The following is a 17,678-nucleotide window of genomic DNA, read 5'->3' as shown; positions in this document are numbered from 1 at the left end:
TATCTGCGTGCGCGACCTTCATTTTTTTGATGCGCCCGCCCATTATCTGCTGATGCAGCAGCCGGGCGCGGCGTGAATTCGAGGAGGACAGCATGATCCGGATTGCCGGCTTCGCGAGCCTTGCCCTGCTTATGGCCACCAGTGCCTACGCTCAGCAAGCCGATCAACCGCTGCTGACCGGCAAGGACGCTTTCGGCGACTGGAAGGCGGACAAACCGGGCGTGCGCCGGCTGATCAAGCCGCAGGACCTGCAGGCGCCCTTTGTCACCGAATCCGCATCCAATGGCCCCGGCGTGTCGGAGAGGCCCGAAGGCGCCAATCCAGTTGTGCTGCCGGGTTTTGCAGCGGAGCTTATCGCCTCCGGTATCGCCAACCCGCGCGTCGTTCGCGTTGCTCCGAATGGCGACCTGTTTGTTGCCAACAGCAACGACGACGAGATACGCGTTTATCGTCTCGGAAAGGGTAGCGCAAAACCCGTCCAGAAAGCGATCTTTGCCAGCAACCTGAGCCGACCCTACGGCATCGCCTTCTATCCACCGGGCGACAAGCCGCAGTGGGTCTATGTCGCCAATACCGATAGCGTGGTGCGCTTCGCCTATCGCGACGGCGATCTGAAAGCCTCCGGTGAACCGGAGACGATTGTCACCGGCATTCCCTCGGGCGGCCACTGGACTCGCGACATCGCCTTCTCGCCCGACGGCAAGACCCTTTATGTCTCGGTCGGCTCCGAATCGAATATCGCCGAGGGCATGGGGAAGGAACCGCGCGGCGGCCTCGACGCCTGGATCAAATCCATGCCTTCAGGTGCTGCCTGGGGCGAGGAGGACGGCCGCGCCGATGTGCTGGCCTTCGACCCCGATGGCAAGAATGGCCGCATCGTTGCCACCGGCCTGCGCAATTGTTCTGGCCTGACCGTGCAGCCGGCGACCGGCGCGCTGTGGTGCGTCGTCAACGAGCGCGACTCGCTCGGCGACAACATTCCGTTCGAATTCGCAACCACCGTGAAGGACGGCGCCTTCTACGGTTGGCCTTGGTACTACATCGGCAACAATGAGGATCCGCGCCGCAAGGGTGAGCGCCCAGACCTTGCCGGCAAGGCGACCATCCCCGACGTGCTGATGCAGGCGCATTCTGCGCCGCTCAACATCGTCTTCTATGAGGGGGGCAATTTCCCGGCCGAGTACAAGGGCGATGCTTTCGTTGCCCTGCACGGGTCCTGGAACCGCGGCGTGCGCACGGGCTACAAGGTGGTGCGACTGAAATTCAAGGATGGCAAGCCGACCGGCGAGTATGAGGATTTCGTCACCGGCTTCGTCATTTCCAATGACTCCGTCTGGGGCCGGCCTGTCGGCGTCGCGGTGGCCAAAGACGGCGCGCTCATCCTCACCGAGGATGCCAGCGGCACCATCTGGCGCATCACTCATGTCGACGGGCCTTCCTGAGCCCATTGGTTTGGCAAAGAGCTGCCCCAGTGCACGTCCCGATGTATCGCCTTGGGATAGGTATGGATCACCTCGGCCGATGAGACGCGGTCGTCGAAACCAGTATCCCTGAGATTGAAGAGGCCGACCGAGCCGAAGGACTTCTTCGCCCCTTGCGCGAAGCGGCTGTCGCTGAAATCGTGTTCGTAGAGTGTCACCGTGACGTGACCGTCATTGAGCTTCGGCACGTAAACACTGCTGATCGTGTCGTTCGCGACGCCCAGCTGGTTGACGTTGAAGCGATAGACGTCCTGCACCATGCGCCGGGCCGCATTGCCGTTGATCATCCAGTATTCGCGGCGCGATGCGCGGTTCTGGTCGTCAAGCTTGAGCGCTGCCTTGCGGCCAAGCCCGAGCCAGTGCTCGAACACCATCACATTGGCGCCCCAGGGGTAGGGATAATTGGACTTGTCGACGATGCGCCGCACGCCGGTGTCGGGGATCTCATTGGTGTCGACATAGTCCAGCCATTGCAGCTGGAATGAGGCTTCCACGTTGAGGTCGCTGTTGCGCGGATCGGATGCAACGATGCGCCAGTCGGAAACCGGAGGATACTTGGTGTCGAGGTCGATGTAGAACTCGCCCTTGGCGGTATCGTCGGGGTTCGGGGAGGCGCGCTCCAACGCCACCAGCCGCACCTTGAAGCGGTTGTTGACGACCAGCGGATAGATCATCGGACGAACGGGATGAGCGCCGGGGTTCCGGCTGTCGGAAAAGTAGCCAGGCGCCGGGGCGATATCGCTTGCGCCCTTGTCGAACAGGCTGAAGGCCTGCCGCCCCTCGAACCACAGATACCATTCCAGCTCGTGCCCACGCGCCTCGGAACAGGGCTTCCATTGCATAAGCTGGATGTGAAGTCGTTTCGCTAGCATGGGCAGCTCCTGTCGGTGTAGCAGCGCAAGAACGCAGGGATTGCAATGTGCGCTGGGGCGGCTGGGGGATAGCCGCTCTCCCACGGCGCGTAAGTGAACCATCTCTCGTTTTCGGCCGTGCCCTGACGACCGTCCGACCCTGCTGGCGCAATCGAATCCGTTTTACCCCTGCCGGCTTTCATGGCATCAGGGGCCGTTCACGGGGTGCAACCGTCATGACCCTCACCGGCTTTCTCGCCTACAGCGCCGCAGTCGGCATCGCCGCCGCCATTCCCGGCCCTGGCGTCACCGCGCTGGTGGCGCGGGCGCTGGGTTCCGGCTTCCGCTCGTCCCTGGCCATGTCCTTCGGACTGATGCTCGGCGACCTCATTTATCTCACCGCCGTGGTGCTCGGCCTTGCCTTTGTCGCGCAGACCTTCGGCATGGTCTTCCTCGCCATCAAATGGCTGGGCGTCGCCTATCTCGCCTTCCTCGGCTGGCGGTTCTGGACCGCCGGCATCACGCCCGAAACGGTCGAGGCCAGGAAGGGCAAGGGTGGTCTGGTATCGAGCTTCCTTGCCGGCCTGACCGTCACGCTCGGCAACCCGAAGACGATGATCTTCTATCTCGCAATCACGCCGACCATCGTCGACCTGAAGACCATCACCCTCGCCGACTACGGCATTCTGGTCGCCCTCACCGTCATCGTGCTCTTCGTGGTGCTGGTGCCTTATCTGGCGCTGGCGGCCAAGGCGCGCTGGTTCCTGAAATCGCCGCGCGCGCTGAAGGCGCTGAACCGCACCGCCGCCGGCTTCATGGTTGGCGCAGCAGCTGCCATTGCGGCCCGTCAGTAGGTGCATCGATATTCAGGTGAGGCCGGCCTGCAAACGCCGGCTTGCTGCGCTTCCGGTGCTCACGTACCCGAAAGCGCTCCGCTCCGGTTCTCGCAAGCCAGCATTTTCGGCTCGGCCTGACCTGAATCTCGATACACCTTGGTGCGCAATCGGCACTTGCTCAGCCAATCCATTCCGCCAATCCGGCCATCCGGGAAATGCGTTTCCGGGAGGTCAGCCTTTTCAGCAAGCGCCCCACTCGATATTTTCGGCCGGCAGCCTATCTTGCGCGATCGAAAGCCCTATTCTGTCCGCCGATGCCAATTGCCTGACCAATTGCCTGACTTGGGAGCGAAACCAATGAACAAGCCCGTCTCTTCGCCGCGCGTGCCCGGCCGCGGCCGCGTCTACAATTCGATCACCGAGACGATCGGCGACACGCCGTTGGTGCGGCTCGACAAATTCGCCAAGGAGAAAGGCGTCGTTGCCAACCTTCTGGCCAAGCTCGAATTCTTCAACCCGATCGCCTCGGTCAAGGATCGCATCGGCGTTTCGATGATAGAGGCGCTGGAAGCGTCGGGCCGCATCAGGCCCGGCAAGACGACGCTGATCGAGCCGACCTCCGGCAATACCGGCATTGCGCTCGCCTTTGCCGCCGCCGCCAAGGGCTACAAGCTGATCCTGACCATGCCTGAAACCATGTCGGTGGAGCGCCGCAAGATGCTGGCGCTGCTTGGCGCCGAGCTGGTGCTGACCGAAGGTCCCAAGGGCATGAAGGGCGCCATTGCCAAGGCCGATGAACTGGCCGCCACCTTGCCCGACGCCGTCATTCCGCAGCAGTTCGAAAACCCGGCCAATCCGGAGATCCACCGTCGCACCACGGCCGAGGAGATCTGGAACGACACCGATGGCGGCGTCGACATCTTCGTCGCCGGCATCGGCACCGGCGGCACCATCACCGGCGTCGGCCAGGTGCTGAAGCAGCGCAAGCCTTCGGTGCATGTCGTCGCCGTCGAGCCTGAGGCCTCGCCGGTGCTGTCGGGCGGCCAGCCCGGTCCGCACAAGATCCAGGGCATCGGCGCCGGCTTCGCGCCAAAGATCCTCGACACCTCGATCTATGACGAGATCGTCAAGGTCTCCAATGAGGATTCGGTCGCCAACGCCCGCCTCGTCGCCCGCCTCGAAGGCGTGCCGGTCGGCATCTCGTCGGGCGCCGCACTCCAGGCGGCAATCGTCGTCGGCTCGCGGCCGGAGAACAAGGGCAAGACCCTGGTGGTGATCATCCCGTCCTTCGCCGAGCGCTATCTCTCGACCATCCTGTTCGACGGGCTGGGGGCTTAGTCCTTACGTCTTCGCTGGACTGCCGAAAAACCGGCCGTGGCTTCAGCCGCCGGCTTGAGCGGAAGGCGGCTTCCGGGTCAAATCGCCCGGCCTGCTTCGTGCAGGTTGGGGAGGATTTTATGTACAAACTTTACACACGCCCAGGCAGTGGCGGCTTCGTCGTCGAGGCCGCGTTGGCGCTGGCAAACGTGCAATTCGACCAGATCGATGTGCCGAAGAAAGACCCGCCGGACCCGACTTTCCTCGACATCAGCCCGTTGAACCAGGTTCCGGTCCTGACCTTGCCCAGCGGTCAGTCGATAACCGAATCGGCGGCGATCTGCATCCTGCTTGCCGAGCGCCACCCGCAGGCGGGTCTGGCGCCGGCCGCCGGATCGCCGGATCGCGCCGATTTCCTGCGCTGGATGGCGTTCATGTCGTCGGTGCTCTACCCAGCCATCCTGCGTCTATACTATGCCCATCGCTACACCACCGATGCCGAGGGCAAGAAAGCCGTCAAGCAGGCAGCCATTGCCGAGATGGACCGCGGCTTCGCCATTGTCGATGCAGCACTTGAGGGGCGAGATTGGCTGGTCGGCGACGCGATGTCGCTGGCCGACATCTATCTCGTCATGCTGGTGGCCTGGCACCCTGATGTCGACAAGGCGCGGGCGGACTGGCCGAACATCGAACGCCTGTGGTCGACATTGCGCGCGCATCCGCTGATGAAACGGCTCAACGCATCGCATGAGATGTGGCCGAGTTGAGCGGCGCTCAATTTCGCAGGATCGCCCGTTTCGCCTGCAGGAAGCGGCGCACGGCCGGGTCGCGCTCGAGGCCGATCGCCCGGTCATAGGCTTCGACCGCTTGCGCTGCATTGCCGAGCCTGGCCAGCAGGCCGGCGCGGGCAGCCCAGTAGGGTTGATAGTCGTTAAGCCGCTTGTCGTCGCCGAGCACGTAAAGCGCCGCAAGTCCCGCCGCCGCCCCGTCGACCTCGGCGATCGCCACGGCGCGGTTGATCGCCACCACCGGCGACCCGGCAATGGCCGACAGCGCATCGTAAAAATTTCGGATCGCCGCCCAGTCGGTCTGGCCGGTCCGCCGCCGCGTCGCGTGCACCGACTGCACGGCCGCTTCGAGTTGGTAGCGGCCGATGACGCCCATGGTCGCAGCGTGGCCGAGCAGCGCTTCGGCCTCGTCGATCAGCGCGTGATCCCACAGAAGGCAATCCTGATCGGCAAGCGGAACATAGTCGCCGGCTTCATCGCGCCGCGCCGGGCGGCGCGCCTCGGCGGACAGCATCAGCGCCAGCAGACCGAGCGCTTCCGGCTCGTCGGGCATCAGCGACGCCACCAGCCGCCCGAGCCAGATGCCTTCCGTCGCCAGATTGCGGCGTTGCGTTTCAGTTCCGGCGGGGTCGGTCCAGCCCTCAGCGAAAGCGGCGTAGATCGCCTCCAGCACCGTATCCAGCCGCTCGCCGAGTTCGGCCCGCTCGGGTACGCGGAACGGAATGCCGATCTCGCGGATGCGGCTCTTGGCGCGCACCAGGCGCTGGCCCATCGTCGCCGGCGAGACCAGGAAGGCCGAGGCGATTGCTCCCGCGTCGAAACCCAGAACCGTCTGCAGGATCAGCGGCGCCCGCACGCTGGCCTCGATCGCTGGATGCGCACAGGCAAACATCAGCCTGAGACGCTCGTCGGGCAGGTCTTCGTCTTGCATGCTTGCCTCCATCTCCTCGGCCATCAGCTTGAGATGGTCGCGGCTCGCCTCGCTGGTCAGCCGACGGCGCACCGCATCGACACCACGGCGGCGCGCGACCGCCAGCAGCCAGGCCTCCGGCTTTTCGGGCACGCCGGTTTTCGGCCAGCGCTCAAGTGCTGCGGCAAAGGCATCCGCCAGCGCGTCCTCGGCGCCGGCGACATCGCGCGTGCGCGCCGCGAGCCAGGCGACGAGCTTGCCGTAGCTTTGCCGGGCGGCCGCCTCGGCCGCCGCGCGCGCGATCTCCGGTCGACTGTCCATCACTGGGTCATTTCTGAGAGGCGTACTCGGTCATTTCCCAGATCGGCCGCACCTCGATAGTGCCGGCGCCGGCGCCTGGACAGCGCGCTGCCCATGCGATCGCCGCGTCGGCGTCCTCGGCCTCGATCATGTAGAAACCGGCAAGCTGCTCCTTGGTGTCGGCGTAGGGGCCGTCGAGCACATTGGTCTTGCCGTTGGCCGTCCGCACCGCGGTGGCAAGCTGGGTCGGCTTCAGTCGGTCGCCGGCGAGCCACGCTCCGGATTTCTTCAACGCTTCGGTGTAGGCGCCGTAGGCGGCGCTGATCTCGTAGGTCTTGTCGCTCGGCGCGGCCGCCATCGCGGCTTCGTTCGCGTATATCAAAAGCATGTATCGCATGGTCTTCTCCCGTTCTTAGGAAGGCCGCGTCATTGCGTGCCGAACGTATGTCGCGCGGCCCTGCCCGATTTCGACAGGCTTCAGAAAAAACTTTCATCTTCACCAGGCGATTTCGCAAGGGCCAGATCTTTCCTGGCTGGACGGTGGCAGCACCGGAGTGGCAGCGGTCGCGCCCAGCACTATCCTCTGTCGCGGCGGGCACGTCACGCGAGCGATGGGAGATGAGAATGCAACTCGTGACCCACAAGAAATTCAAGAACGGCCGGTTGATGCCATGGGCAAAAGGCACGGTCGTCAGCGGCGCGAAAGGCACCGTCTATCTCTGCGGCAACACCGCGACATCGGCCGACTATGATCCAGCCGGCAAGAAAGGCGGCGGCTTCGCCGGCGATGCGGCGGCGCAGTGGCGTGAAGTTCTCGGCAACATCAAATCGGATCTGGAGGAAATGGGCAGCGGCCTCGACCATCTCATCAGGCTGACCTTCTTCGTCAGAGGGCCGTTTCCCGACGGCGGCGTGCTCGGCTCTCTCAATTTCGTCTCGACGTGCTGGACGCGTTCTTCGCCGAGCATTGTCCGAAGCATTGCAGCTACAACAATCCGCCACCATCGGAGGTAATCGGCGTCGCAGCGCTTGCCCAGGCCGACATCGTCATCGAGATCGTCGCCGTCGCGGCGCTGCCGGACTGAGGTCGGATCAGGCCTTCGGCTTGAGCCAGCCGCGATAGCGCACGATCAGCCCCGGCGAGCGAGTGCGAGGTCACTTTTGGGCGACATGGGATCAGCCGATCATCCGCGCACGCATCGCGGCGGACGGGATCTCGCAACTGTCCTTGCGGCCGAAGATGGCGTAGCGGTTTTTGGCGATGCGTTCGTAAAGCCAGCCGCGCAAGGGGCGCGGCAACAGCAGCAGGGCTTTCGCCGCTCGCCACGGCCAGCCGAGTTCGGCCATCACGGCAACAAAACTGTCCAGCCGCATGAAAGGAGCGCCGCCGATGAGGACCAGATTGGTCTCATAGCTGTCGGTGCGCAGTCCATGCTTGTGGAACAGCGCCTCGCCCAAGGGCGACTGCGCCGTGGCGAAGCGGAAGCGGTTTTTGCGGTCGAGCCTGACCACCGTGCGCACGAAGGCCGAGCACAGCACGCAGACGCCATCGAAAACGATCAAAGGCTGGCTGGCATCGAAGGGGTCAGGAGAAGACGTCACGGGACATCCGGCAGCTTGTGTCAGGCGACACTAAGCCTGCCGGCTAGGGGATCAAAGCCGCGGCGTTGTCGCACGGCTTCTCGCGGCCAGCGCGGGGCGCTCGGCGCGATAGGTGGTTGCGCGGTGGTCGGCGCCCGGTCTGCAGATCCGGCTGTCGTGACGCGTTTCGAACGTCATGATCAGTGCGCGCCGAGCGAGCTGCCGCGACGGGCGCAGGCCGGGCCCGGTCCGCGCATGTAATAGCGCTCCGGCCGATAGGTCGGCGCGATGAATTCGCGGATGGCGGCGGCATAGCCGGCGATGTGGCCCCAGAATTTCATTTACCCAGTCCCTGTCCCGATTTTCGGATGTCCCGTCCGATTGCGGGGATCATAGCGTCGAGGCGTGAATAGTCGGTGAACACGATGTTAATCTTCGGTCGAAAACCCGTCGCTTCGTGGCCGGAATGCGGCGGTTTCGGGGTCTTTCAGAGCCTTTTGAGCCCTTTCCGGCCAATGTGACTTTTGCATCACATATGTTTCGTCTGGATGTCGCTTGGGCGCGGTTCTGTTTCAATTTCGGCGAGCCCCGCGAAATTTCCGTGCGCATGGCTGCAAAGCCGCCAGGCAGCAATCGGAACCGGAATCGGCTTTACCCGTTCTCGGTTGAACCGCATCGCGCAGGAGTTTCGCCATGGCACCCCGCCCCGCCTGGAAGGGCTATCTGAAACTGTCGCTGGTCACCTGCGCCGTCGAACTGACCAACGTCGTCACCCACACCGAAAAGGTCTCGTTTAGGGTGCTGAACCGCAAGACCGGCAACACGGTCAAGCGCATCTATGTCGATGCCGAAACCGGCGAGCCGCTCGACGAAGGCAATGAGATAAAGGGCTACGAACTCGATGACGGCGACTTCGTCCATATCGAGGAAGACGAGATCGCCGCGGTGCAGATCGAGTCGTCGCACACCATGGCGCTGGACGGCTTCGTCGACAAAGCCTCTATCCAGCAGATCTATCTCGACACGCCCTATTATGTCGCGCCGGCCGACAAGGTGTCGGAGGAAGCCTTTGCCGTCATCCGCGACGCCATGGCCGGCAAGAAAATGGCCGGGCTGGCGCGCATCGTGCTCTATCAGCGGGAACGTCCCGTCGTTATCGAGCCGCTCGGCAAAGGCATGGTGCTGACCACTTTGCGCTACGACAACACGGTGCGGCAGCCCGACAGCGCCTTCGGCGACATCGAGGCGGTGAAGACCGACCAGGAGATGACCGATCTCGCCGAACTCATCATCGACAAGAAGAAGGCGAAGTTCGATCCCTCGAAATTCGAGGACAAATATGAGGACGCGCTGCTCGAGCTGATCCGCGCCAAGAAGGCCGGTAAGAAGGCGCCGAAGCCACAGGCCGCGCCCAAGCCGTCCAACGTGGTCAATCTGTTCGACGCGCTGAAGAAGAGCCTGTCGGATGGCGGCACGGCGAAAGGCTCGGCCAAGAAGGCCAGGCCGGCCGCCAAAAGCGGCAAGGCGAAAGCCGCCGCACCCAAACGCAAATCGGCGTGAGGCCCAGCACCATGGCCAGCCTCGAACAATATCAGTCCAAGCGCGATTTCAAGAAAACCGCCGAGCCTGCCGGCAAAGTCACGCGCGGCAAGACATCCGGCGGCATCTTCGTCATCCAGAAACACGATGCGACCAGGCTGCATTACGATTTCCGCCTCGAGCATGACGGCGTCTTGTGGAGCTGGGCGGTGACGCGCGGCCCGAGCCTCGATCCGCACGAAAAGCGGCTGGCCGTGCATGTCGAGGACCACCCGATCGACTATGCGTCCTTCGAAGGCACCATCCCCAAGGGCGAATATGGCGGCGGCACGGTCATCGTCTGGGACGAAGGCACATGGACGCCCGAGATCGACCCGGCCAAGGCGATGAAAAAAGGCCACATCTCGTTCGAGCTCAAAGGCAAGAAGCTGAGCGGCCTGTGGCATCTGGTCAGGCTGAAGCCACGCGCGGGTGAAAAGCGTGACAACTGGCTGCTGATCAAATCCGACGACGCCGCTGCCCGCCCGGGCGAAGACATTCTGAAGGACGCACCGGAATCGGTGAAATCCGGCCTCACCATCGAGCAGGTCGCGGAGGGCAAGACCGTCGACGGCAAGAAGCCGAAGGTCTGGCATTCCAACAAGCCTGCCGCCTCCAGCAAGGCGAAGGCCGGCAAGCGTCTCGATTTCATCGAGCCGCAGCTGGCGACGCTGGAGCGCGAGGCGCCGCCCGGTAAGGACTGGCTGCACGAAGTCAAATTCGATGGCTACCGCATGCAGGCGCAGATCGCCGGCACCGAGGTGCGGCTTCTGACCCGTACCGGCCTCGACTGGACGGAGAAATTCGGCTCCGAGATCGTTGCCGAACTCGCCCAGCTGAAATGCAGCGACGCCATCATCGATGGCGAGATCGTGGTGTTGGCCGACAGCGGCGTTTCGTCCTTCGCGCTGCTGCAACAGGATCTCTCCGCCAATCGCACCAGCCGCTTTACCTACTACGTCTTCGACCTGATGCGGCTCGACGGCAAGGATTTGCGCGCCGAGCCGCTGGTCGAGCGCAAGCAGGCGCTGCAGGAGCTGCTTGGTGAGCCGGCCGAAAATGCCGCCGTCCGCTTCAGCGACCATTTCGCCGAGCCGGGCAAGATCATGCTGCAGCATGCCTGCCGCATGGGGCTCGAAGGTATCGTTTCCAAGCGCGCCGACGCGCCCTATCGCAGGGGTCGCGGCCCAAGCTGGGTAAAGTCCAAATGCACGGAGCGCCAGGAATTCGTCATTGGCGGCTATGTGCCGTCGGAAAAGACCGGCCGCGGCCTGCGCTCGCTGCTGGTCGGCTATTTCGAAGGCGGCAAGCTCAATTATGCCGGCCGCGTCGGCACCGGCTTTTCGGTCAAGGGCGCGACGGACCTGAAGAAGAAGCTCGATGCGCTGAAGGCAGAATCATCGCCTTTCGCCGCCGCCGTGCCGAAGGGCAAAGGTCTGGTCTGGGTCAAGCCTGAACTGGTCGGCGAAGTGGAGTTCCGCAGCTGGACCTCGGACCGTATAATACGCCACGCGTCGTTCCAGGGACTGCGCGAGGACAAGCCGGCGGAGGAAGTCGTGCAGGAAAAGCCATCGAAACCGGCGAGCAAAGCAAAGCCCGTGGCAAGCAGCGCCGGCAAGGCTTCCGGGACGGAAGCTGGGGCAATGACCACCAGCGTAAAACTATCCCATCCCGAAAAGCTGCTGTGGCCCGACGAAAAAATATCCAAGCAGGCTTTGCTTGAGCACTACGCGCTGGTCTGGCCGCGCATGGAACAGTTCATCATCAACCGGCCGCTCAGCCTGGTCAGGGCGCCGGACGGCATAGGCGGGCCGCGCTTTTTCCAGAAACACGCCTCGGCCGGCATGAGCGACAAGATCGCCCGGATGAAGGACCCGACCGATGGCGAGGAGATCCTGTTCATCCGCGATTTCGACGGCCTCGCAGCTCTGGTCCAGTACGGCGTGGTCGAGGTCCACATCTGGGGCTGCACGACCGACGAGCTGGAAAAGCCCGACCAGATCATCTTCGATCTCGATCCCGACGAGGGCGTCGACGTCAAGGCGGTGCGCGAGGCAGCGCTCGACATCCGAGGCAAGCTCGACGATCTGTCGCTGCCCAATTTCGTCAAGCCGTCGGGCGGCAAGGGCTACCACGTGCTGGTACCGCTGAAGCCTTCGGCGGATTGGGAGGCGGTCAAAACCTTCTCGCATGATTTCGCCAAGGCGCTGGAGCAGGCAGCCCCCGACCGCTACACGGCAACGCTGTCGAAGAAGGCGCGCACCGGCAAAATCTTCGTCGACTATCTACGCAACGGCAGGGGTTCGACCACGGTCGCGCCCTACTCCTCACGCGCCAAGAAGGGCGCGACAGTGTCCATTCCGGTGACATGGGCGGAGGTGGAGGCGGGGCTGGCGCCGAACGCATTTCCGATCGGCGACAAGACGACGCTGAAGCAATTGGAGAAGGCTGATCCGTGGGCGGATTTCTTCAAGCAGGCGAAGGTGCTGAAGCGGGGGTGAGGGGCCGACGTAGCGATCCTTCGCGCCCCCCTCTGGCCTGCCGGCCATCTCCCCCACGAGGTGGGAGATTAGCGGTTCCGGCGCCCCGCTCATTCCTGCAACCGTTGAAGATTGGCGAAGGCCCGCGTGACGTCCGATCTCCCCCCTTGTGGGGGAGATGTCCGGCAGGACAGAGGGGGGCGCTGTCCCGCCAGCATCGCGAAATCGGCACCGGCAAACTAAGCCAAAAACACCCGCTCAAACGCCTGTTTCCCCGGCGGTGAAAACAACACAGCCCGACTGTCCTTCTCCCGCCTTGCCCATTTCTCCGCCAGGATCTTGTCGAGGATCGCCGCGCCCAGCGTGCCGGCGAGGTGCGAGCGGCGTACGCTCCAGTCGAGGCAGGCGCGGCAGACCGGCCGGCGCGGCTTGGCGTCGACATCGATGCCGATGGCCGAAAAATGCGAGGCCGCCGACGGCCCGAGCCGGATCTCCTGGTCGTCGCGCAAAAGAATGTCGCGTGCGACAAGCCGGTCGAGCATCGCCACCGCCTGTTCGCCGGCGAGGTGGTCATAGCAGACGCGGGCGACGCGCATGGCGCCGTCGCGCGGGCCCGGTCGCACGCGCTTGGGGCCGACAGCTTCCGCCACGCCGGTGATGGCTTCGATCATGCCCGCCACTTGCGGGCCGGCAAGGCCGTAATAGCGGTGCCGGCCCTGGCTGGCCAAAGTCAGCAACCCGCCCTCCATCAATTTCGACAGATGCGACGACGCCGTCGGCAGCGACACGCCGGCCTCCAGTGCCAGTTCGCTTGCCGTCAAAGCCGTGCCGCCCATCAGGGCATTCAGCATGTTTGCCCGCGCCGGATCGCCGACCAGGCTGGCGATGCGGGCGATGTCGGGTCCTTCACGCATAGTTCGGTCTCCATCGAAGCATTCTTGCGAGATAATCACTAATGTCGGGAGAGATCAAGGAGAACGCCGATGCCAACCGCTTCCGCCCCACTCGCCAGCCGCCAGCCCTTCCCGGTCGTCACCTGGCTGCACCGGCGGCTGCTCGCCCGCTGGTATGACCGCCATCTGCAGCGGCTCGACCTCGCCGAGATCGACGACCATTTGCTGCGCGACCTCGGCCTGACCCGGGAGGATGTGCGCCGCGAATGCGCGAAATCCTTCTGGCAGGCCTGACCGCCGGCATTTTGCTTAGCAGGCCCGGCGGCACAACGTTTCGACGCCGCTCGAACCATCCATGCGAAACCCAAGGAGATCACGATGACCATCACCTGCTTCATCCGCTATGAGATCGACCCGTTCGGCAAGGCGGCGTTCGAGCAATATGCCAAGGCCTGGGGCCAGGCGATCCCGCGCTGCGGCGCCGATTTGATCGGCTACTACGCCCCGCATGAGGGCTCGGCCACCAGGGCCTACGCCGCCTACAACATCGACAGTCTGGCCGCCTACGAAGCCTATCGCGCCCGGCTCGCTGCCGATCCCGCCGGCAAGGCCAATTACGAATTCGCCCGCCGGGAAAAGTTCATCTTGAAAGAAGACCGCATCTTCTTGAAGCTGGTGTCGGGGCCGCATGGACCGCAGCAGCTGTTCCAGCCCGCGGTCAAGGAGGAAGCATGATCGCTGTCATCTTCGAGGTGCAACCGGCTGAGGGACAGCGCGATGCCTATCTCGGCATCGCCGCCGAGCTGAGACCCCTGCTCGACGGTATCGATGGCTTCATCTCCATCGAGCGGTTTCAGAGCCTGGTCGACCCGAACCGCATCCTGTCGCTGTCCTTCTGGCGCGACGAGGAAGCGGTCAAGGCCTGGCGCAACACCGAGGAGCATCGGCAGGCGCAAAAGGCCGGCCGCGGCGGAATCTTTGCCGGCTACAGGCTGCGCATTGCGCATGTGGTGCGCGATTACGGGCTGACGGAGCGGGACGAGGCGCCGGCGGATAGTCGGGCGGTGAATGGGTGAAGCTGACGATGTGCAGCGGCATTCATAACCGTCGACCATCGCGCCGCCCCTCATTGTCCTGCCGGACATTTCTCCCCGTGTAGTGACGGGGAGAAGACGCTGTTGCTGATGGTTTCGCCAATCGCCAGCGTTGCAGAACAAGCTGCGAAATTCGCGATAGCCCCCTTCTCCCCGTTTACGGGGAGAAGATGCCGGCAGGCAGATGAGGGGCAGCGCCGACCTTTGCCTTACCTAGGCATTCCCGATCAGCACTCCGGCCGCGAACACCAGCGCCCCGCCCAGCACCACCTGGAACGCCGCGCGCAGGAACGGTGTCTGCATGTAGCGGTTCTGGACGAAGGCGATCGTCCACAGTTCGAAGAACACCACCACCGCCGCCACCGCCGTCGCCGTCCAGAAATGCGGGATGAGATAGGGCAGCGCGTGGCCGAGGCCGCCCAGCGTCGTCATGATGCCGACGGTCAAGCCGCGCTTGATCGGTGAGCCGCGGCCCGACAGTTTGCCGTCGTCGGAGGCGACTTCGGTGAAGCCCATCGAAATGCCGGCGCCGATCGAGGCGGCGAGCCCGACCAGCAGCGTCTGCCAGGTGTCGTGCGTGGCAAACGCTGCGGCAAAGATCGGCGCCAGCGTCGACACCGAGCCGTCCATCAGCCCGGCCAGCCCCGGCTGCACATAGGTCAGGATGAACTGGCGCTGCTCGGCGCTTGCCTCCTCGTCCTTGACGGCGCCCGGCACAAGTGTCTGCTCCAGCCGATGCGCCGAATTCTCATGGCTTTGCTCCGCCGCCGCGAGGTCGTTGAGCAGTTTTCTGGTCGAAGCGTCGCTGGTGCGCTTGGCCGCTTCAACATAGAAGCGATAGGCCTGCCGCTCCATCTCCTCGGCCTGGCGCCGCACATGCTCGATGCCGAGCGGCCGCACCAGCCAGTCGGGCTTGCGCTCGTAATAGCCTCTTACATGCTCGCGGCGCAGCAGCGGAATGCGCTCGCCGAAACGCTTGCGGAAGAGCTCGATAAGGGAATCGCGATGGCCGTCTTCCTCCTCCGCCATCGCCTCGAACACTTTTGCCGATTGCGGGAAGTCTTCCGCCAGCCCGTCGGCATAGGCGCGGTAGATGCGCCCGTCATCCTCCTCGGAGGAAATTGCCAGAGCCAGGATCTCCTGTTCCGACAGCGTTTCGAAGGGACGGCGGCCGAAACCGAAGACACGGGAAAGCATGATAAATTCACCCTAGTTTAGAATAGTTCTAAACTAGGCGCTGTCGCCGTGCCGGTCAATCGCCGGTCAACAAGTGTTGAAGTGCCCGGGCTGCGGCGCGCCCTTCATTATCAGCGAATGTTCACCTATATTGACGGCCACACGCAAAGCGAAAGGTATCCTGGAGATGACGACAAAGCCGCATGACCACTTCGATCCCAAACCCGTCCTCGATCTTATCGCCAGCATCGAGGCCGATCTGCAGCGGCTGAAAGGCCTGGTTGAACAGCAGGTCGAAAAATTCGATCCCGCCAATCCGCACAACAAGGCGCCTGACGGCAAGCTGACCGAGGAAGGCGTCGAATGCTGCTACCGCATGTTCGACGAAGGCAAGTCGCGCTATTCGGTCGCCCAGCAAATGAAGATCTCCTTCGCCGCCGCCACGCACAGGTTCAATGCGTGGCGCAAGGCGGGTGGCGCGAAGCGGCAGAGGGCGCTGTTAGGGTGATTGGCGAAGGCCAACGCGACATCTGATCGCCCCCCTTGAGGGCAGGGCAATCGCATATGCCAGGTTTTCGCTCTACGAATACCCCCACCCTTAGTCCCTCCCCACAAGGGGGAGGGAGACTTGGTAGGCGCTGATCTCCGCAAACCACCTAGGTTCGATGCCAAAAAGGGGTGGCATGCGGCAGCGTTCCCTCCCCCTTGTGGGGAGGGTTAGGGTGGGGGTCCTCTTCGTAAAAACTCATATGCGATTGCCCTGCCTCCAGGGGGGAGATGCCTGGCAAGGCAGAGGGGGTCGGTCCGACCGGGCTCGACGTCCTGCGGGGCAGATGGAGGGCTAGCGCTTCACGCGCGGCGACCCCCTCTGTCGCCTTCGGCGACATCTCCCCCTCGAGGGGGGAGATCAGCAGCTTCGCCCCTACGGCACCAGATCAATCTCTTCCGTCTCGCCGCCTTCGCAGGTGTAGCAGCAGTCTTCGCATTTTTCTTGGTTGTTGGGGCCGACGCCCCAATAGGTTTCCTCGTCGCCGTCGACCCAGGCGCCGTAGCAGATGGATTCGCCTTCGTTGCACGAGATCGGGATCTGCTTGGTCTCGCCATCGTCGAGATAGAAATCCTTGTCGTTGCCCGGCCAGACATAGTCGCGGTCCTGGCTGTAGAGCTCGAGGCGCATGGCGTTGGGATGGCTGTTCTTGACGGCAAAGGTGATGTCGGCGGCATAGGCCGATGGCGCCAGCAGAGCGGACAGCGAAAGCGCTGCGACGATGCGGCGCGTGATGGTGAGAGACATGGCATTCCCCGAATGAGAATCGGCCCCCCGGCCGAGAGCGCCAGCATCGCATGATGGCGGGTGAGATTGAAGGGCGGTCGCTGACTGAATTTGGGTGATTGGCGGGCGAGTGTAATCTCCCCCCTTGAGGGGGAGATGTCGCCAAAGGCGACAGAGGGGGTTGCCTCGCGTAGAGCGCCAACCTCATCTGCAAAATCAGGCCGAGCCCGGTCGGACCGACCCCCTCTGGCCGCTACGCGGCCATCTCCCCCTCGAGGGGGGAGATCAGCAGCTTTGGCGCCTCACTCACCCCACAAACCCAACCCGTTTATGCGATCCGTCGCAAAACGGCTTGTTGGCCGAGTGGCCGCAGCGGCAGAGAAACGTGCGGGTGGTGCGGTCGATCGTGTGGCCGGTGCCGGTGACGATCTCGGCATTGCCCTCGACCTTCAACGGCCCGTTGGTGGTGGGCGTTATCGTCAGCGGGCCATTCCGCGCGTCCAGCGTCGCCGGCGCCTCCTTCAGCGGCGGCTCGCCGGTGGCTGTGAAGCCGGCCTTGATGTGGCCGTTGTCGCAGAACGGCTTGTTTTGCGAGGCGCCGCAGCGGCAGAGCGTGGCGCGAAACAAGGTCTCGCCGCCCAGCACGATCTCGGCATGAACGGCCAGCGGCCCGTTCTCGCGCAGCCGCACCGTGTTGACCACCGGCGGCTTCTCCTGCGGCCCGCCATCCTTCCTGAAGTAGCCGATGGCGCCGGACGGACAGTTTTCGGCCAGCGTCACGACTTGCTCGACATCAGCCGCCTCGGGGTGGATCCATTCGCCGGGCGCATTGGGCACGAAGACATGCGGGTTGCCGAGCACGCAATTGCGCGAGTGGATGCAGCGCTTGCCGTTGAAGGAAACGTCGATCTTCTCGCCTTCGACCGTGCCTGCCATGGAGCTGTCCTCGTGGTGGGTGACAAGAGGCTAGGGCGGTGGCGGCAAGGGCGTCAAGCTCGCCGGGGGCGAACTGCTGATCTCCCCCCTCGTGGGGGAGATGCCTGGCAAGGCAGAGGGGGGCGCTGTCCCGCCGACCTCTCAAGCCTGCAGCCCACCTCGTTTCGATTTAAGGCTTGTTGAT

20 protein-coding genes are annotated in these 17,678 nt (G+C 63.8%); 11 read left to right on the top strand and 9 right to left on the bottom strand.

From position 1 onward, the window contains the following. The first annotated feature begins 92 nt into the window (after positions 1–92). The gene (locus tag AC04SH_RS07860) at positions 93–1,442 is read left to right on the top strand and encodes a PQQ-dependent sugar dehydrogenase (RefSeq protein ID WP_488574582.1); all 1,350 of its coding nucleotides are present in this window, start codon (positions 93–95) and stop codon (positions 1,440–1,442) included. On the opposite strand, the gene AC04SH_RS07855 is transcribed toward AC04SH_RS07860, so the two are convergent. Then, positions 1,421–2,353 (bottom strand): hypothetical protein, encoded by a 933-nt coding sequence (locus AC04SH_RS07855; RefSeq protein ID WP_488574581.1) that lies wholly within the window; start codon positions 2,351–2,353, stop codon positions 1,421–1,423. The genes AC04SH_RS07860 and AC04SH_RS07855 overlap by 22 nt on opposite strands. Before the next feature lie 215 nt (positions 2,354–2,568). Here AC04SH_RS07855 and AC04SH_RS07850 point away from each other — a divergent pair, with 215 nt between their 5' ends. The 3 genes from AC04SH_RS07850 (at position 2,569) to AC04SH_RS07840 (ending at position 5,252) form a co-directional block, all read left to right on the top strand. Then, on the top strand, positions 2,569–3,186 hold the full coding sequence (locus AC04SH_RS07850) for a LysE family translocator (RefSeq protein ID WP_488574580.1): 618 nt from the start codon (positions 2,569–2,571) through the stop codon (positions 3,184–3,186). A gap of 339 nt (positions 3,187–3,525) precedes the next feature. Beyond that, positions 3,526–4,506, top strand: coding sequence for a cysteine synthase A (gene cysK, locus AC04SH_RS07845; RefSeq protein WP_488574579.1), 981 nt, complete (start codon positions 3,526–3,528; stop codon positions 4,504–4,506). Positions 4,507–4,625: 119 nt separating this feature from the next. Further along, a complete protein-coding gene (locus tag AC04SH_RS07840; RefSeq protein ID WP_203277405.1) occupies positions 4,626–5,252 on the top strand; it encodes a glutathione S-transferase family protein in 627 nt (208 codons plus the stop codon). A gap of 7 nt (positions 5,253–5,259) precedes the next feature. On the opposite strand, the gene AC04SH_RS07835 is transcribed toward AC04SH_RS07840, so the two are convergent. Both AC04SH_RS07835 and AC04SH_RS07830 read right to left on the bottom strand, forming a co-directional pair. After that, the gene (locus tag AC04SH_RS07835; protein ID WP_488574578.1) at positions 5,260–6,504 is read right to left on the bottom strand and encodes an RNA polymerase sigma factor; all 1,245 of its coding nucleotides are present in this window, start codon (positions 6,502–6,504) and stop codon (positions 5,260–5,262) included. Between the two features lie 7 nt (positions 6,505–6,511). Continuing rightward, entirely contained in the window at positions 6,512–6,880 is a 369-nt protein-coding gene (locus AC04SH_RS07830) for a YciI family protein (RefSeq protein WP_488574577.1), read from the bottom strand. Between the two features lie 227 nt (positions 6,881–7,107). On the opposite strand from AC04SH_RS07830, the gene AC04SH_RS07825 reads away from it, so the two are divergent. Beyond that, positions 7,108–7,497 carry a hypothetical protein gene (locus tag AC04SH_RS07825; protein WP_488574576.1) on the top strand — a complete coding sequence of 130 codons (390 nt, stop codon included), beginning with the start codon at positions 7,108–7,110 and terminating at the stop codon, positions 7,495–7,497. 162 nt (positions 7,498–7,659) lie between these two features. On the opposite strand, the gene AC04SH_RS07820 is transcribed toward AC04SH_RS07825, so the two are convergent. Together AC04SH_RS07820 and AC04SH_RS07815 are read right to left on the bottom strand one after the other, a co-directional pair. Beyond that, positions 7,660–8,085: a thiol-disulfide oxidoreductase DCC family protein gene (locus AC04SH_RS07820; RefSeq protein WP_488574575.1), complete on the bottom strand. Its 426-nt coding sequence runs from the start codon at positions 8,083–8,085 to the stop codon at positions 7,660–7,662. A 179-nt stretch (positions 8,086–8,264) separates the two neighbouring features. After that, positions 8,265–8,405 (bottom strand): hypothetical protein, encoded by a 141-nt coding sequence (locus tag AC04SH_RS07815; protein ID WP_023672040.1) that lies wholly within the window; start codon positions 8,403–8,405, stop codon positions 8,265–8,267. A gap of 352 nt (positions 8,406–8,757) precedes the next feature. Here AC04SH_RS07815 and ku point away from each other — a divergent pair, with 352 nt between their 5' ends. After that, positions 8,758–9,624 (top strand): non-homologous end joining protein Ku, encoded by an 867-nt coding sequence (gene ku / locus AC04SH_RS07810; RefSeq protein WP_488574574.1) that lies wholly within the window; start codon positions 8,758–8,760, stop codon positions 9,622–9,624. 11 nt (positions 9,625–9,635) lie between these two features. Then, complete coding sequence (ligD, locus tag AC04SH_RS07805) at positions 9,636–12,143, top strand: DNA ligase D (protein WP_488574573.1); 2,508 nt, start codon at positions 9,636–9,638, stop codon at positions 12,141–12,143. Between the two features lie 218 nt (positions 12,144–12,361). Here ligD and AC04SH_RS07800 read toward each other — a convergent pair whose 3' ends face one another. Then, a complete protein-coding gene (locus tag AC04SH_RS07800) occupies positions 12,362–13,036 on the bottom strand; it encodes an ArsR/SmtB family transcription factor (protein ID WP_488574572.1) in 675 nt (224 codons plus the stop codon). A 69-nt stretch (positions 13,037–13,105) separates the two neighbouring features. On the opposite strand from AC04SH_RS07800, the gene AC04SH_RS07795 reads away from it, so the two are divergent. The 3 genes from AC04SH_RS07795 (at position 13,106) to AC04SH_RS07785 (ending at position 14,091) form a co-directional block, all read left to right on the top strand. Next, positions 13,106–13,309, top strand: a complete 204-nt coding sequence (locus AC04SH_RS07795) for a DUF1127 domain-containing protein (protein ID WP_488574571.1) — start codon at positions 13,106–13,108, stop codon at positions 13,307–13,309. A gap of 84 nt (positions 13,310–13,393) precedes the next feature. Then, entirely contained in the window at positions 13,394–13,750 is a 357-nt protein-coding gene (locus tag AC04SH_RS07790) for an NIPSNAP family protein (protein WP_488574570.1), read from the top strand. Further along, positions 13,747–14,091 (top strand): antibiotic biosynthesis monooxygenase family protein, encoded by a 345-nt coding sequence (locus AC04SH_RS07785; RefSeq protein ID WP_488574569.1) that lies wholly within the window; start codon positions 13,747–13,749, stop codon positions 14,089–14,091. The genes AC04SH_RS07790 and AC04SH_RS07785 overlap by 4 nt, the downstream gene beginning before the upstream one ends. Positions 14,092–14,322: 231 nt before the next feature. On the opposite strand, the gene mbfA is transcribed toward AC04SH_RS07785, so the two are convergent. Continuing rightward, positions 14,323–15,306 (bottom strand): iron exporter MbfA, encoded by a 984-nt coding sequence (gene mbfA, locus AC04SH_RS07780; RefSeq protein ID WP_488574568.1) that lies wholly within the window; start codon positions 15,304–15,306, stop codon positions 14,323–14,325. 166 nt (positions 15,307–15,472) lie between these two features. Between mbfA and AC04SH_RS07775 the strand changes: the two genes are divergently transcribed. Beyond that, positions 15,473–15,793 (top strand): hypothetical protein, encoded by a 321-nt coding sequence (locus tag AC04SH_RS07775; RefSeq protein ID WP_477232294.1) that lies wholly within the window; start codon positions 15,473–15,475, stop codon positions 15,791–15,793. 414 nt (positions 15,794–16,207) lie between these two features. On the opposite strand, the gene AC04SH_RS07770 is transcribed toward AC04SH_RS07775, so the two are convergent. Together AC04SH_RS07770 and AC04SH_RS07765 are read right to left on the bottom strand one after the other, a co-directional pair. Next, on the bottom strand, positions 16,208–16,579 hold the full coding sequence (locus tag AC04SH_RS07770; RefSeq protein WP_477232293.1) for a hypothetical protein: 372 nt from the start codon (positions 16,577–16,579) through the stop codon (positions 16,208–16,210). A gap of 285 nt (positions 16,580–16,864) precedes the next feature. Beyond that, positions 16,865–17,494 carry a CDGSH iron-sulfur domain-containing protein gene (locus AC04SH_RS07765; protein ID WP_488574567.1) on the bottom strand — a complete coding sequence of 210 codons (630 nt, stop codon included), beginning with the start codon at positions 17,492–17,494 and terminating at the stop codon, positions 16,865–16,867. Positions 17,495–17,678: the final 184 nt, after the last annotated feature.

This window comes from Mesorhizobium sp. CNPSo 4688, assembly GCF_057784295.1.
This window is presented reverse-complemented; position numbering and strand designations above follow the sequence as displayed.